Raw genomic sequence first — 13,860 nt, 5'->3', positions numbered from 1 at the left:
CCGGATTCAGGCTAGCGCGTTGGTGACGGCAGTCAACCATCCGCGATATGAATGGGGGAGGCGAAAGGAGCCGCGATGACGGCGTTCATGCTCGACGAGGACCAGCAGGCGTTCTGCGCCGAGGTCAGGACCCTCGCCTCGACGCGCCTGCTGCCGCTGGTGCCGGCGGCCCCGGAGGGGCGGGTGAACCGGCCGCTGCTGGCGGAGCTGGGACGGCTGGGGCTGCTGGCGCGGCTCTTCCCGGGGAGCCCCGGGAACCCCGGCAGTGGGAGTGCTGGGAACCCCGGCAGGCCGGGCGCTTCCGGCGGTCCCGGGGCCCGGCAGGCCGCGGCGCTGGACCTGTGCCTGCTGCGGGAGTCGCTGGCGCAGGTCTGCACCGAGGCGGAGACGGCGCTGGCCCTGCAGGGGCTGGGAGCGTATCCGGTGCTGCAGAGCGGCACCGCGGCGCAGACGGCGGCCTGGCTGCCGGAGGTCGCGGCGGGCCGGGCGGTGGCCGCGTTCGCCCTGTCCGAGCCGAACGCCGGATCGGACGCCGCGGCGCTGGAGCTGGCGGCCGAGCCGCAGCCGGACGGCGGTTGGCGGCTGGTCGGCGAGAAGACCTGGATCTCCAACGCCCCCGACGCGGACTTCTACACGGTCTTCGCCCGGACCACGCCCGACGCGGGGGCCCGCGGCGTGACCGCGTTCCTGGTCCCCGCCGACCGGCCGGGACTGTCGGGCGAGCCGCTGGAGATGCTGTCCCCGCACGCCATCGGCAGCCTGGCGTTCGAGGGGGTGCCGGTGGGCACCGAGGACGTCCTGGGCGAGCCGGACCGGGGCTTCCGGGTGGCGATGCAGACCCTGGACCTGTTCCGCCCCAGCGTCGGCGCCTTCGCCGTGGGGATGGCCCAGGCCGCGCTGGACGCCGCCACCGAGCATGCGGCCGGGCGCCGCGCCTTCGGCGCCCCGCTGCGCGAACTGCAGTCGGTCGGGCACCGCCTGGCGGAGATGGCGACCCGGATCGAGGCGGCCCGGCTGCTGGTCCACGCAGCCGCTGCGGCCTACGACGCGGCCGGTGCGACTGGCACAACTGGTGCAACCGGCGCACCCGGTGCGGCCGGTGACGCGGCGACAGGGCTGCACGGGCCCACCGCCCGCGCCGCCATGGCCAAGCTCTTCGCCACCGAGACCGCCCAGTACGTGGTCGACTCCGCGGTGCAGATCCACGGCGCCCGTGCGCTGCGCCGGGGCCATCTGCTGGAACACCTCTACCGCGAGGTCCGCGCCCCGCGGATCTACGAGGGCGCCTCGGAGGTGCAGCTCAGCATCATCGCCCGGGAGCTGTACAAGTGAGCGCCGCGGCCGCTGTGACCGCCGCCGCCGTGCCCGGCGCGGGCCGGATCTGCGTGGTCACCGGGGGCAGTCGGGGCATCGGCTTCGCCGTGGCGGCGGACCTGTCGGCGGCAGGTCACCGGGTGGTGCTGGCCGCCCGCGATCCCGCCGCGCTGCGCTCCGCGGCCGTCGCGCTGCCCGGCCCGGTCCTCGCCGTCCCGGCCGACCTGACCCGTCCGGACCAGGTGGACGCGCTCTTCGCCCGGGTCGAGCGGGAGTGGGGTCCGGCCGAGATCCTGGTCGCCGCGGCCGGTGTGGGCGCCTCCGCTCCGTTGGAGCGGACCACCGACGCGATCTGGGAGGAGCAGCTCGCCGTCAACCTGACGGCGCCCTTCCGCTGCCTGCGCCGCGCGCTGCCGCCGATGCGCGCGGCGGGGTGGGGTCGGATCGTGGTGATCGCCTCGGTCGCGGCCAAGGTCGGCCAGCCCTACGTCTCCGCCTACACCGCCGCCAAACACGGCGTGCTGGGCCTGGTGCGATCGGCCGCGGCCGAGTTGGCGGGGAGCGGGGTGACCGTCAACGCGGTCTGTCCCGGATATGTGGACACCCCGATGACCGACGCGACCGTGGCCGCGATCGTCGCCCGTACCGGCCGGACCGAGGAGCAGGCCCGGGACGCGCTGGCCCGGATGCAGCCGATCGGGCGGCTGGTCCGCCCGGACGAGGTGGCCGCGGTGGTCCGGCTGCTGGTGGAGCAGGAGGCCTTGAACGGTCAGGGCCTCACCGTCGACGGAGGAGGAGTCCAGTCGTGACGCTGCGTCGGATCAACCCGCCCGAGCTGGCCCCGCCGACCGGCTTCAGCCACGCGGTCACGGCGACCGGCGGCACCCTGGTGTTCCTGGCCGGCCAGACCGCGCTGGACGCCGGGGGTGCGGTGGTCGCGGCCGGCGACGTGGTCGCGCAGTTCGACCGGGCGCTGGCCAATCTGCTGGCCGCGCTGGCCGCGGCCGGCGGCGGCCCGGAGCACCTGGCCAGGATGACCGTCTATGCGACCGACCCGGAGGACTACCGGTCCCGGGCCGCCGAGATCGGCCGGGTCTGGCGCGACCGCGCCGGACGGGACTACCCGGCGATGGCGCTGGTCGGCGTCGTGCGACTGTGGGACACCGAGGCGCTGGTCGAGTTGGAGGGCATCGCGGTGCTGCCCTGAGGTCCTGCCCGACTGTCCTGCCCGACTGTTCTGTTCGAGTGCCCCGGCCGACTGACCTGGCCGCTGCCCCGAGCGGCGCCGGGACTTGACCAAGTGGAGCTGATTAGCTGTCAATCACGCGCCGAGCGCCGGGCGGCTCTTCCGTCCCGGCCGGGCTTTCGGCCATGCTGTCGTCTGACGCCTCGGGCGGGGTTGGACTGCCGGGGTGCATGGGCGGCATCAGGGAAGGAGTGAGCGGCGTTGTTGACACGTACCCGTCTGTTCGGTGGACGGACCAGGGTGACGTTCCGGCTGGGCTCGGAGGAGCCGAACGGGACGGTGAGTGTGGTGGGAGACTTCAACGGATGGCAGCCCGGCGCGGCCGAGCTGGTTCGTCGCCGCAACGGGACCAGGACGGTCACGCTGACCTTCCCGCCGGGGGAGCACCGGTTCCGGTACCTCGCCACCGGCGGGCTGTGGTTCGACGACGACAGTGCGGACCGGATCGACCCGCAGGGCAGTCTGATCAAGGTCGGTTGACCGCTGTAGTGCTACGGCCGATCGGGGTCAGCCGCTGGCCTCGCCGCCGGTGGCGGGACGGCGTCCGTGCCGCATGAGGACGGCCACCACCAGGCCGACCACTCCGGCGCCCGCCGCGAACAGCAGCCCGTCGCGGTAGCCGTTGTCGGTGTAGAGCTGGGGAAGGGTGTTGTACCCGCCGGTCAGGGAGGCGGGCACCCCGGGGATGGTGACCTTGAACTTCGCCGGGTTGGCGGCCAGGAAGGCGGTCAGTACGGCCGTGCCCACCGAGGTGGCCAGGCTGTTGACCACGCCCAGCATCCCGGCGCTGATGCCCTGCTGCCGGGCCGGGACGGCTTCGACGATCAGGTTGGGCGCGGCGGCGTAGAAGGAGCCGAAACCGAGGCCGAAGACCACCGCGATCACCGCGTACTGCCAGGCCGAGTGCGAGAAGAAGGCGTAGAGCAGGCAGGACAGGGTGAAGGTGGCCATGGCCACGATCAAGGGGTAGCGAGGTCCGACCTTGCGCGCCCATTCGCCGGCCCCGCCGCCGGCCAGCATCCCGGTGCCGCCGGAGAAGACTGCCGAGTGCAGTCCGTAGCCGAGCAGGGTCGCGCCGAGACCGTAGGCCATCAGCCCGTTGAAGCTGAGGTGGACCATCGGCACCAGGGCCGGGGTGAGCTGGCCGTGCGAGGCGGCGACCACCTGCGCGGTGACCATCTGGGTGAGGTGCGCCTTGTCGGGGGTCTGCAGCATGTAGGGGATCGAGTAGCCCTGGATGCCGATCACCATGCTGCCGAGCAGGGCGGCCAGCAGCACCATGAGGACTTTCGGGGAGAACAGCAGCTCCAGGTCCATGATCGGCTGGGCGCTGCGCTTCTCCACCGCCACGAAGGCGAGCAGCAGCGCGATGCCGCCGGCCAGCCAGCCCCAGGCGGTCGGACGGCCCCAGCCCCAGGTCGCGCCGTTGGAGAGGTAGAGCAGCACCAGTCCGACGCCGACCGCGAGCAGCACCGCGCCGCCCAGGTCGAGTCGCTGGTGGGTGCGGAGCGGGGTCTCCGGGACGACCAGCACCAGCAGCGGGACGACCACGGCGACGAAGATCAGCAGGAACCAGAACAGCGAGCGCCAGGAGTAGTTGTCCAGCAGCCAGCCGCCCAGCAGCGGCGCGACCAGTGCGGACATCCCCAGTCCGGTGGCGATCACGCCGATCGAGGCCGGGATGTAGCGGCGCGGCAGGATGTCGCGGAACAGCCCGTAGGCCACGGTGGGCGCGCTGATGGCCACCGCCTCCAGGCCGCGGCCGACCAGGAACAGCGCCCAGGAGCCGGTGAGGGCGCAGATCAGGGTGCCCACCGCGAAGGAGGCTCCGGAGATCAGCATCATCCGGCGCTTGCCCCACAGGTCGGACATCTTGCCGAAGATCGGGGTGGTGGCTCCGCCGACCAGGCCGAAGATGATCACCATCCAGCTGATGTTGGCCCCCACCCCCGGGAAGGTCGGGGCGATGTCCCGCGCGGCCGAGGCGACCATCGTGTACTGCAGCGCGGCTATCTCGGCGAAGAGCACGACGACGCCGATGACGGCGAAGATGCGCAGGCGGGAGGCCCCTTCCAGGCGAGCTGCGGGTGGCTCGGGGTCTGGGGCGGCGGTGTCGGGGACCTGGGCTTGGGTCACGGTACGGCTCCTCGGCGGCTGGTCGCGGAGGGCCCCTCGCGGTCATCCGCAGCATTTTCTAACAGACCGTCAGAAAGAAGGGAAGTCAAAGGAACGGGGAAGGGAGGCCGAATGGGCGGCGTGGGTATGGGGGAGGTGCTGTCCAGCCGGTCGCGGCGTCTGGTTGAATGGTGCCCATGGAGCCGTATGCACAGGACGCAGCCCGGAGCGGGGGGCCGAGGCGTCATGCCCTCGACCTCGAGCCGTTCTGGCCGTCCCGGCAGCCGTTCCACTTCGACGAGACCTGTCGCCGTTCGACCGGCGCGCAGGTCCGCATCGAGACCGAGGGTTGCTGATCAGGCACGACTGATCCGGCACAACTGGCACTGCCGACACCGGCGGTGCCCCGGGGCCGTCGGCCCCACCCTCCGGTAAGCGGACGAACCATCGCGCGCAGACGACCGCCCATGTCGCTGTCCCTCCCTGCTTGCGCGAAAGCGAGTCCTGCCATGTCGAACGTCTCCCCGCTGGCCACCCCGCACCTCCGCACGGTCACCTCGGTGATCCCCGCCCCAGGCCCGGTACCCGCCACCGCCCAGGTAGCCGGGGTGTTCCGGCTTCCCGAGGGCGCCGTCGTCGCGCCATGGCCGCAGACGGCGCTGCCGGCCCTGGCCGGGATCGAGGCGCTCACCGGCGGCGACACCCCGATGGTCGGCTACCTGGTCCTGGTCCCGGCCGAGTCCGTGCCGGACGCCGTCCGGGCCGCTGCTGTCGAGGCGGCCGCCCCGGTCGCGCCGGTGACCCGGCTGCGTGCGGCCCAGCAGTCGGTGCCCGTCCAGCAGTCCGCACCGGTCCAGCAGTCCGCACCGGTCCAGCAGTCGGCGCCGACGCCGGAGCCGGCCGGGCCGGCACCGCAGCCGGTGCCGGCCCGGGGGCTGCACCTGGACGCGGACCGGCGCATCGCCCACATCGACGGGGAGCCGCTGGAACTCACCTACCTGGAGTTCGAGCTGCTCACCCACCTCACCGCCAACCCGCACCGGGTGCACACCCGGGACCACCTGGTCACCGTGGTCTGGGGCTACGGCCACATCGGCGACGGCCGTACCGTGGACGTCCACATCGCCAGGCTGCGCCGCAAGTTGGGGGCCGGCTACCGCCAGCGGATCGTGACGGTCCGTCGGGTCGGCTACAAGTACCTTCCGCCCAAGGAGGGCTGACGGTACGTCGGACCGGCTTCGGGCCCGGAGCCGGGCGGGTCAGCTCGCGCTGACCCGCCCGGCCTCGACCACGATCCGCCGGGTCGTCTCGACCGCCTCCAGCATCCGCCGGTCGTGCGTCACCAGCAGCAGGGTGCCGGTGTAGGAGGCGAGCGCCGACTCCAACTGCTCGATGGCGGCCAGGTCCAGGTGGTTCGTCGGCTCGTCCAGCACCAGCAGGTTCACGCCGCGGCCCTGGAGCAGTGCCAGCGCCGCCCGGGTGCGCTCGCCGGGGGAGAGGGTCGCCGCCGGGCGCAGCACATGCGCGGCGCGCAGCCCGAACTTGGCCAGCAGGGTGCGGACTTCGGCGGGCGGCAGATCGGGCACGGCCGCCCCGAAGGCCTCCAGCAGCGGCTGCTCCCCGAGGCTGTGCTCTTTAAAGATCAACCCCCGTGCCTGGTCGACCTCACCGACCACCACCCCGGGACCGAGCGAGGCCTGGCCGGAGTCCAGCGGCAGCCGTCCCAGCAGTGCGGCCAGCAGGGTGGACTTGCCCGAGCCGTTGGCGCCGGTGATGGCGACCCGGTCGGCCCAGTCGATCTGCAGGTCCACCGGGCCGAGGACGAACTCGCCGCGCTGGACCCGGGCCTGGCGCAGGGTGGCCACCACGGCGCCCGAGCGGGGGGCCGCGGCGATCTCCATCCGCAGCTCCCACTCCTTGCGCGGCTCGTCGACCACGTCCAGCCGCTCGATCAGCCGCTGCGTCTGCCGGGCCTTGGCGGCCTGCTTCTCGGTCGACTCGGTGCGGAACGCCTTGCCGATCTTGTCGTTGTCGGGCGACTTGCGGCGGGCGTTCTTGACGCCCTTCTCCATCCAGGCGCGCTGGGTACGGGCGCGCGCCTCCAGCGAGGAGACGGTGTCGGCGTACTCCTCGAACTCGGCGCGGGCGTGGCGCCGGGCCCGCTCGCGCTCCTCCAGGTAGGCGGCGTAGCCGCCGCCGAAGTGGTTGACCTGCTGCTGGGCCAGGTCCAGCTCCAGCACCCGGGTGACGGTACGGGTCAGGAACTCGCGGTCGTGGCTGATCAGCACGGTGCCGGCGCGGAGGCCCGCCACGAAGGACTCCAGCCGCTCCAGGCCGTCCAGGTCCAGGTCGTTGGTGGGCTCGTCGAGCAGGAACACGTCGTAGCGGCTGAGCAGCAGCGAGGCCAGCCCGGCCCGGGCGGCCTGGCCGCCGGACAGGGCGGTCATCGCCAGGTCCAGGCCGACGGTCAGGCCCAGGTCGGCGGCGACCTCCTCGGCGCGCTCGTCCAGGTCCGCGCCGCCGAGGCCGAGCCAGCGGTCCAGCGCGGTGGCGTAGGCGTCGTCGGCGCCGGGGGTCCCGTCCACCAGGCCCTGGGTGGCCTCGTCCAGGGCGGCCTGGGCGGCGGTGACGCCGGTGCGGCGGCCCAGGAAGTCGCGGACCGACTCGCCGGGGCGCCGCTCCGGCTCCTGCGGCAGGTGGCCGACGGTCGCGGTCGGCGGGCTGAGCCGTAGCGTGCCCGACTCGGGTGCGTCCAGGCCGGCGAGCATCCGCAGCAGCGTGGACTTGCCGGCTCCGTTCACACCGACCAGGCCGATCACGTCGCCGGGGGCGACGACCAGGTCGAGGTCGGAGAAGAGGACACGGTCACCGTGTCCGGCGGTGAGGTCTTTGGCGACGAGGGTGGCAGTCATCAGGTGCAGATCCTATCGGGGCGACGCGCGCTGAACGACTGTGATCGAATCTGACCGGGTACGGCATGATCTGGGCATGGAGACGACGACATCCACCGGAACCGGCGCGGCGTCCACCGGCGCAGGCAGCGCCTCGGCCGCTGCGACCTCGGCCTCGACGAACTCGGTCCTGCGCGGCGAGGAGGCGGTGCGCTTCACCTCCGAGCTGATCCGCATCGACACCACCAACCGGGGCGGCGGCGACTGCCGCGAGCGCCCGGCCGCCGAATACGCCGCCGAGCGGCTGGCCGAGGCCGGGCTGTCGCCGGTGGTGCTGGAGTCCGCGCCGGGACGGGCCAACGTGGTCACCCGGATCCGCGGCAGCGAGCCCGGTCTGCCCGCGCTGCTGGTCCACGGCCACCTGGACGTCGTTCCGGCCGAGGCGGCCGACTGGACCGTCCCCCCGTTCAGCGGCGAGATCCGCGACGGCGTGGTCTGGGGCCGCGGCGCCCTGGACATGAAGGGGATGGACGCGATGATGCTCGCGGTCGCCCGCGCCTGGGGGCGCGAGGGACGCGGCCCGCGCCGGGACGTGGTGCTCTGCTTCACCGCCGACGAGGAGGACAGCGCCGAGGCGGGCGCGGACTGGCTGGTCAAGCAGCATGCCGACCTGTTCGAGGGCTGCACCGAGGCGATCGGCGAGTCCGGCGGCTACACCGTGCACACCGCGGCCGGGCAGCGGTTCTACCCGGTCGCGGCGGGGGAGCGTGGCACCGGCTGGCTGCGGCTCACCGCACGCGGAACCGCCGGGCACGGCTCCAAGCCCAACCCGGCCAACGCCGTGACCAGGCTCTCCGCCGCCATGGCCCGGATCGGCTCGTACCGCTGGCCGGCCCGGATCACCCCGACCGTGCGCGCCTCGCTGCTGGCCCTCGGCGCGGCCACCGGCGTACCGCTGACCGAGCGGGAGCTGGACGACCCGGGGTTCGACGTGGACGCCTACGTGGCCCGGCTCGACCCCGCCGCGGCGCGGCTGGTGGCCGGCACGCTGCGCAACAGCGCCAATCCCACCGTGCTGCGGGCCGGCTACAAGACCAATGTCATCCCCGGCCTGGCCGAGGGCGAGGTCGACGGGCGCACCCTGCCGGGACCGGGCCTGGCCGCCGAGTTCGAGGCCGCGCTGGACGAGCTCACCGGCCCCGACGTCGAGTGGAGCTACCGGCAGCAGTCGCCCGCGCTCACCGCGCCGGTCGACGTCCCGGTCTTCGCGGCCATGGCGGCTGCCCTGCGGGCCCACGACCCGGGCGCGGACGTCGTCCCCTTCTCGATGACCGGCGGCACCGACGCCAAGCAGTTCTCCGAGCTGGGTGTGCAGGCCTACGGCTTCTCGCCGCTGCGGCTGCCGCCGGGCTTCGACTTCCAGGGACTGTTCCACGGCGTCGACGAGCGGGTGCCGGCCGACGCCCTGGTCTTCGGGGCAGCGGTGCTGGACGACTTCCTGAGCACTACCTCCTGAGTAGGGCGGGGTGGGAGCGGCGGAAGCGGCCCGGTCGGCAGGCCGGAACCTTCGCTACCGCGCGACCGTTTGCCCGACAGCGGGGCCGGGTGCCGGCCGCCGCGCAGGAAGCACGCGCAGGACGCAGGAGAGGCGGCAGATTCATGGGGCGGACGCGGAAGCGAACGGCGGGTGCCGCGCTGGGAGCGGTCGCACTCGGTGCGGTCGGGGCGCTCGCCTGGGCCGCGCGCGACATGCCGGCCGCCTTCGGCGGTGATCCGACCAAGGGCGCGCGCGGGGACCGGATGCGCCTGTCACCGCGCTATCGGGACGGGGTCTTCCACAACGTCCACGAGGCGGAGCTGTCCGGCGGCCCGGACGCCGCCGAGGGTCGGAAGATCTTCAAGGAGATGTTCTTCGGCGAGGAGCGGGACACCAGGCGCCCGTCCGGTCCGATCCCGCTGGTCCATGACGACATCCCGCGGGGGGAGTCGGACGGGCAGCTGGCCGTCAGCTGGCTCGGGCACTCCACCGCACTGCTGGAGATCGAGGGCAAGCGGATCCTGCTCGACCCGGTGTGGAGCGAGCGCTGCTCCCCTTCTCCGTCGGTGGGACCGCGCCGGATGCACGAACCGCCGGTCGCACTGGGCGACCTGCCCCGGGTGGACGCGGTGGTGATCTCCCACGACCACTACGACCACCTGGACATGCGCAGCGTCCGCGAGCTCGCCCGTACCCTGCCCGAGCTGCGCTTCGTGGTGCCGCTCGGGGTGGGTGCGCACCTGGAGCGCTGGGGCGTCGGGCCCGAGCGCTTCGACGAGCTGGACTGGGAGGAGGAGGTGGACCTCGGCGGCGTCCGGGTGGTCTCCACCTCGGCCCAGCACTTCTCCGGCCGCGGTTTCTCCAACGACGGCACGCTGTGGAGCTCCTGGGCCTTCATCGGCGCCGAGCAGCGCGCCTTCTACAGCGGCGACACCGGGTACTTCGAGGGCTTCGCCGAGACCGGTGAGAAGTACGGCCCGTTCGATGTATCGCTGGTTCAGATCGGCGCCTACAGCGACCACTGGCGCTCGGTGCACATGACCCCGGAGGAGGGCGTCAGCACCCATCTGGACGTCAACCGCGGCAGCGGTGACGCCGGGTCAGGGCTGCTGGTGCCGGTGCACTGGTGCACCTTCGTACTCGGACTGCACCCATGGTCGGAGCCGGTGGAGCGGCTCTGCGCGGATGCCGACGAGCGGGGGGTGCGGGTGGCGGTGCCGATGCCCGGCGAGCGGGTCGAGGTGGCCCGGCCGCCGAAGCTGGACCACTGGTGGCGGACGGTGGCCTAGGGCGGCAGCCGGACGGGGCCGCAGTCGGACGGGGCGGCAGTCGGCTAGGGCCGGCCGGCGGGCAGTGGCAGGGAGGCCCAGACCACCTTGCCCCCGTCCGCGGTCCGCTCCACGTCGCAGACCCCGCCGGCCTCCGTGGTGATCGCCTTCACCAGCAGCAGCCCGCGACCGCCGGTGCGGCCGAAGTCGTTCTGCAGCGCCTTGGGCCGGTAGGGGTGGCTGTCCTCGACCGACAGCCGCACCCATCCGGAGCCGATCACGACCTCCACCACGATCTGCGGTGAGAGCAGCGCGGCGTGCTTGACGGCGTTGGTGACCAGCTCGGAGATGATCAGCAGGATCCCCTGCAGCAGCTCGTCGTGCAGCGGGTCCCCCAGCCCCTGCGCCGTCAGCAGGTCCCGGACGGCGTGCCTGGCCTGCGGAACGGAGACGTCCACGGCGGGGGCGGCGAACCGCCAGACACCCTGCACCCCGAGGATGTCGGGCGCCGATCCGGGGCCGGAGCCGGAGCCGCCGAAACCGGCCAGGCCGGGATCGCCGATTCCGGGGTCGGGAGGGACGTCTCCTCGGACATGCATCTCTGTGCCGCCATCCTCTGCGCTGGCCGATCGGCTCATCCGATATGAGACAGCCTGGGAGCGGACCGCGTCGGGCTCTATGGGGAAACTGTCGTTTTATCGCCCTGGCATGATTGGCTCCGACCGAATCGCTGTCTCTTCACGTCACATCCCGACGCCACCGGCCGCACCGCTGCCCGTCGCAGAGCCCGCCTCACGACCCGCCGCTCACCCCGCCTCCGAGCCGCCCGGCCCGGGCAGTACGGCGGTCAGAAGCACCCTGTTTTCTTGGTATTGTTTCCCCTGTCACCGCGACGGCAACGGCGCGCTGACCATCCGGTCCGGGTGGCGGAATGGCAGACGCGCTAGCTTGAGGTGCTAGTGCCCTTCGGGGCGTGGGGGTTCAAGTCCCCCCTCGGACACAGAGAGCTACCAGACCCTCGCCCTGGTAGCCGGACTGGCCGGGCTCAGTGACATCACCGTCTCGGCCGACAACGGCCACATGACCATCACTGCGACCGCATCAGCCGCACCCACGGACCGCTCGGACTTCAGGACGCTCACCGTGGTCCCCGCCGCGTTCGGCTCCCTACCTGCCCCCACCCTCGTCACCCTGCACCTGAGCGGGCAGCATCCGGTGACCTTCACCCGCGAGGAGTTCCAAGACACCGCTCCGGCCGATCCGCCTCACGCCGAAATCATCACCGCCCTACTGAGTCTTAATGCGTGATGTCGGGTGTGCTGACAGGTCGTGATCGTCGCGGTACACCACGGTCATGAGGTATGCGCAGGGTGGCGGGCTGACCGCTGAGCGTCGGGCGTTTCGCGAGCAGATCCGTCTGGAGGCGGGCGAGATGTTCGCGGCGGGCCGCGACAACGCCGAGGTGGCGAAAGAACTGCGGGTCCACGTGCGTTCGGTGCAGCGCTGGCGCCGCGAGTGGGCCGACCAGGGTGATGCCGGACTGGCTTCCAAGGGACCGGCTTCGCTGCCCAAGCTCAGCGACGAGCTGTTCGTGAAGCTGGAGGCGGCACTGTCGCTGGGAGCGAAGGCGCACGGGTGGACGGACGAGCGGTGGACCCTGGCGAGGATCCAGACCCTGATCGGGCGGATGTTCCACAAGACCTTCACCGAGCCCGGGGTATGCCTGCTGCTGCATCGCCACGGCTGGTCGCCGCAGGTCCCGGCCCGGCGGGCGACTCAGCGCGACGACGAGGCGGTCGCCACGTGGGTGAAGGAGACGTGGCCGGCCGTGGAACAACCGCGGCGGCGCTCGGGGCCTGGACCGTCTTCGCCGACGAGGCCGGGTTCTCGATGACGCCGCACACCGCCCGTACCTGGTCGCGCCGCGGCGTCACCCCAGTTGTCCAGGTCAACGGCGGCAGCAGGCGCCACCTGTCCGCTGCCGCCCTGTGCTGCTACAAGCCAGGTGAACGACCGCGTCTGATCTACCGTCATACCGGTGACCGACGCGCCGACGGCCGCAAGGGCTTCTCCTTCAAAGACCTGCGCGACCTGCTCTCCGCCGCCCATACCCAATTACGCGGACCGATCGTGCTGATCTGGGACAACGTCGGCCTGCACGGTCTTGAGGTCGGTGCGGTGGCGCAGGATCCGAACGGCCTGGACGGCGTGGGGGAAGTCGAGTCCGAGGTCGGTGATTGTGAGGACCCTGGTTGCGCGGGTCTCCTTGCGTCCGTGGCCGCTCTCGCGGTCGTAGCGGCGTGCGGTGACGTCCTGCCACGGCAGTGACCCCACCTGTCGGTGCAGACCGGGCTGGTTGGCTTTGACGACCAGCAAATAGTGCGCGTTCTTCTCCTGGACCAGGAAGCGCGCGTGGGCGCGCTGTGTGTGCAGGGCATCGGCGGTGACGGTGACCCCGGTCAGGTCGTAGGGCTCCAGCAGGGCGGCGAAGCAGGTGATCTCGTTGGTCTTGTCGGCCACCCGCAGCTGGGTCACGGTGCGGCCCTGGTCGGTCATCGCGGCCAGGAGGTGGGCGGCCGGGGTCTGGTCGTGACGCGAGCCGCGGGCGGCCTTGTCGTCCACGGCCACCGGCTGCGTGCCTGCGGGATCGGCACCGGTTAGGTCGGCCAGGCCGCCCGGGCAGACGCGGCCCAGGATCCGTCGGATGGTGGCGGCGCTCGGTGGGACGCGTACGCTCAGCGCGCCGACGGCCCGGGCTCCGAGCCGGGCCAGCGTGTGCTGCGGGGCACTGGTGGACCACTGACCGATCGCCGCGTACGACCGGGCCCCGGCCACCACCGCCGAGGCCGCGACCAGCAGCACCGCCGCGAACGGGTGACGCACACCGCGCCGGCGCCGGGGATCAGGCAGCACCCGCAACCGGTCCACCAGCAGAAGCACCGCGACACCCGTCAGAGTGAGCGGCTTGACCAGACAGACGGTGGCAGACTGACGACACATCAAAACTCCGGCGGGGCAGAGCGACTTGGGAAGGTCACCCCGTTCAACCGGAGTTTCGTTGCTTTCGTGACGGGTCACCCTCGACACCCTGCAGCACTATGACCTGCAGACCCGCATGATCATCGGGACTTTGAAACGCTCCTGGGGCGTGCCCGCTTCTGGGTTGAGATCAGGTGCTTGCGAAGGGCGCGGCCTGCCGTACCTAGCCTTGAGCCGCTTGGATGTAGGCGACGGTGTCGCCGATCTTCTTGAAGGTCTCCGCACCGTCCGCGGGCACGGTGACCCGGAACTTGTCGCCTATGTGCTGGATGATCGCGGCCATTTGCGATCCGTCGATCGCGAGGTCTTCGGCGAACCGCTGGCCGAGGCGTACCGCGTGGGTGGGAATGCCGGTCTCCTCGTTGACGATCTCGGCCAGACCTTCGAGGATCTCGCGTTCGCTCAGGGCCATGCGGTTGTTCCTCCGTCGTCCTGGATTCCTGTCGGGTG

The 13,860-nt window shown here is 72.3% G+C and carries 14 protein-coding genes and 1 tRNA gene; 10 read left to right on the top strand and 5 right to left on the bottom strand.

Features of this window, described 5'->3' with window-relative positions:
- The first annotated feature begins 75 nt into the window (after positions 1-75).
- The 4 genes from ABUW04_RS15905 to ABUW04_RS15890 all read left to right on the top strand — a co-directional run bounded on the left by ABUW04_RS15905 (position 76) and on the right by ABUW04_RS15890 (position 3,040).
- Positions 76-1,332, top strand: a complete 1,257-nt coding sequence (locus ABUW04_RS15905) for an acyl-CoA dehydrogenase family protein (RefSeq protein ID WP_380565324.1) — start codon at positions 76-78, stop codon at positions 1,330-1,332.
- Positions 1,329-2,123: an SDR family NAD(P)-dependent oxidoreductase gene (locus tag ABUW04_RS15900; RefSeq protein WP_380565323.1), complete on the top strand. Its 795-nt coding sequence runs from the start codon at positions 1,329-1,331 to the stop codon at positions 2,121-2,123. The genes ABUW04_RS15905 and ABUW04_RS15900 overlap by 4 nt, the downstream gene beginning before the upstream one ends.
- Positions 2,120-2,521 (top strand): RidA family protein, encoded by a 402-nt coding sequence (locus ABUW04_RS15895; RefSeq protein ID WP_380565321.1) that lies wholly within the window; start codon positions 2,120-2,122, stop codon positions 2,519-2,521. The genes ABUW04_RS15900 and ABUW04_RS15895 overlap by 4 nt, the downstream gene beginning before the upstream one ends.
- Positions 2,522-2,764: 243 nt before the next feature.
- Positions 2,765-3,040, top strand: a complete 276-nt coding sequence (locus ABUW04_RS15890) for an isoamylase early set domain-containing protein (RefSeq protein WP_332262576.1) — start codon at positions 2,765-2,767, stop codon at positions 3,038-3,040.
- A gap of 27 nt (positions 3,041-3,067) precedes the next feature.
- Here ABUW04_RS15890 and ABUW04_RS15885 read toward each other — a convergent pair whose 3' ends face one another.
- Positions 3,068-4,696 (bottom strand): MFS transporter, encoded by a 1,629-nt coding sequence (locus tag ABUW04_RS15885; protein ID WP_051726671.1) that lies wholly within the window; start codon positions 4,694-4,696, stop codon positions 3,068-3,070.
- 488 nt (positions 4,697-5,184) lie between these two features.
- Here ABUW04_RS15885 and ABUW04_RS15880 point away from each other — a divergent pair, with 488 nt between their 5' ends.
- A complete protein-coding gene (locus ABUW04_RS15880; protein WP_380565319.1) occupies positions 5,185-5,895 on the top strand; it encodes a winged helix-turn-helix domain-containing protein in 711 nt (236 codons plus the stop codon).
- Positions 5,896-5,934: 39 nt separating this feature from the next.
- Here ABUW04_RS15880 and ABUW04_RS15875 read toward each other — a convergent pair whose 3' ends face one another.
- Entirely contained in the window at positions 5,935-7,587 is a 1,653-nt protein-coding gene (locus ABUW04_RS15875) for an ABC-F family ATP-binding cassette domain-containing protein (protein ID WP_380565318.1), read from the bottom strand.
- Positions 7,588-7,663: 76 nt separating this feature from the next.
- Between ABUW04_RS15875 and ABUW04_RS15870 the strand changes: the two genes are divergently transcribed.
- Positions 7,664-9,082, top strand: a complete 1,419-nt coding sequence (locus ABUW04_RS15870) for a M20/M25/M40 family metallo-hydrolase (protein ID WP_380565316.1) — start codon at positions 7,664-7,666, stop codon at positions 9,080-9,082.
- Between the two features lie 143 nt (positions 9,083-9,225).
- Complete coding sequence (locus ABUW04_RS15865) at positions 9,226-10,392, top strand: MBL fold metallo-hydrolase (protein ID WP_380565314.1); 1,167 nt, start codon at positions 9,226-9,228, stop codon at positions 10,390-10,392.
- Between the two features lie 44 nt (positions 10,393-10,436).
- Here ABUW04_RS15865 and ABUW04_RS15860 read toward each other — a convergent pair whose 3' ends face one another.
- The gene (locus ABUW04_RS15860; RefSeq protein ID WP_380565313.1) at positions 10,437-10,970 is read right to left on the bottom strand and encodes an ATP-binding protein; all 534 of its coding nucleotides are present in this window, start codon (positions 10,968-10,970) and stop codon (positions 10,437-10,439) included.
- 318 nt (positions 10,971-11,288) lie between these two features.
- Between ABUW04_RS15860 and ABUW04_RS15855 the strand changes: the two genes are divergently transcribed.
- The 3 genes from ABUW04_RS15855 (at position 11,289) to ABUW04_RS15845 (ending at position 12,265) form a co-directional block, all read left to right on the top strand.
- A tRNA-Leu gene (locus ABUW04_RS15855) sits at positions 11,289-11,371 on the top strand.
- Positions 11,372-11,451: 80 nt separating this feature from the next.
- Entirely contained in the window at positions 11,452-11,679 is a 228-nt protein-coding gene (locus ABUW04_RS15850; protein WP_380565311.1) for a hypothetical protein, read from the top strand.
- A 46-nt stretch (positions 11,680-11,725) separates the two neighbouring features.
- Positions 11,726-12,265 carry a winged helix-turn-helix domain-containing protein gene (locus tag ABUW04_RS15845; RefSeq protein WP_380565309.1) on the top strand — a complete coding sequence of 180 codons (540 nt, stop codon included), beginning with the start codon at positions 11,726-11,728 and terminating at the stop codon, positions 12,263-12,265.
- A 221-nt stretch (positions 12,266-12,486) separates the two neighbouring features.
- Here ABUW04_RS15845 and ABUW04_RS15840 read toward each other — a convergent pair whose 3' ends face one another.
- Both ABUW04_RS15840 and ABUW04_RS15835 read right to left on the bottom strand, forming a co-directional pair.
- Complete coding sequence (locus tag ABUW04_RS15840; protein WP_380565307.1) at positions 12,487-13,371, bottom strand: ISAs1 family transposase; 885 nt, start codon at positions 13,369-13,371, stop codon at positions 12,487-12,489.
- A 202-nt stretch (positions 13,372-13,573) separates the two neighbouring features.
- The gene (locus tag ABUW04_RS15835) at positions 13,574-13,822 is read right to left on the bottom strand and encodes an acyl carrier protein (RefSeq protein WP_380565305.1); all 249 of its coding nucleotides are present in this window, start codon (positions 13,820-13,822) and stop codon (positions 13,574-13,576) included.
- Positions 13,823-13,860: the final 38 nt, after the last annotated feature.

It is taken from the genome of Streptacidiphilus jeojiensis (assembly GCF_042510965.1).
Taxonomy (GTDB): domain Bacteria; phylum Actinomycetota; class Actinomycetes; order Streptomycetales; family Streptomycetaceae; genus Streptacidiphilus; species Streptacidiphilus jeojiensis.
Note: the sequence above shows the minus strand (reverse complement) of the source record. Positions and strands in the feature narration are given on the sequence as shown.

Excerpts from the sequence above, each read along its gene's own strand:
- ABUW04_RS15850 (WP_380565311.1), top strand. The coding sequence starts at position 11,452 with ATGACCATCACTGCGACCGCATCAGCCGCACCCACGGACCGCTCGGAC.
- ABUW04_RS15860 (WP_380565313.1), bottom strand. The coding sequence starts at position 10,970 with ATGCATGTCCGAGGAGACGTCCCTCCCGACCCCGGAATCGGCGATCCC.
- ABUW04_RS15840 (WP_380565307.1), bottom strand. The coding sequence starts at position 13,371 with ATGTGTCGTCAGTCTGCCACCGTCTGTCTGGTCAAGCCGCTCACTCTG.
- ABUW04_RS15835 (WP_380565305.1), bottom strand. The coding sequence starts at position 13,822 with ATGGCCCTGAGCGAACGCGAGATCCTCGAAGGTCTGGCCGAGATCGTC.
- ABUW04_RS15875 (WP_380565318.1), bottom strand. The coding sequence starts at position 7,587 with ATGACTGCCACCCTCGTCGCCAAAGACCTCACCGCCGGACACGGTGAC.
- ABUW04_RS15845 (WP_380565309.1), top strand. The coding sequence starts at position 11,726 with ATGAGGTATGCGCAGGGTGGCGGGCTGACCGCTGAGCGTCGGGCGTTT.
- ABUW04_RS15880 (WP_380565319.1), top strand. The coding sequence starts at position 5,185 with ATGTCGAACGTCTCCCCGCTGGCCACCCCGCACCTCCGCACGGTCACC.
- ABUW04_RS15905 (WP_380565324.1), top strand. The coding sequence starts at position 76 with ATGACGGCGTTCATGCTCGACGAGGACCAGCAGGCGTTCTGCGCCGAG.
- ABUW04_RS15870 (WP_380565316.1), top strand. The coding sequence starts at position 7,664 with ATGGAGACGACGACATCCACCGGAACCGGCGCGGCGTCCACCGGCGCA.
- ABUW04_RS15865 (WP_380565314.1), top strand. The coding sequence starts at position 9,226 with ATGGGGCGGACGCGGAAGCGAACGGCGGGTGCCGCGCTGGGAGCGGTC.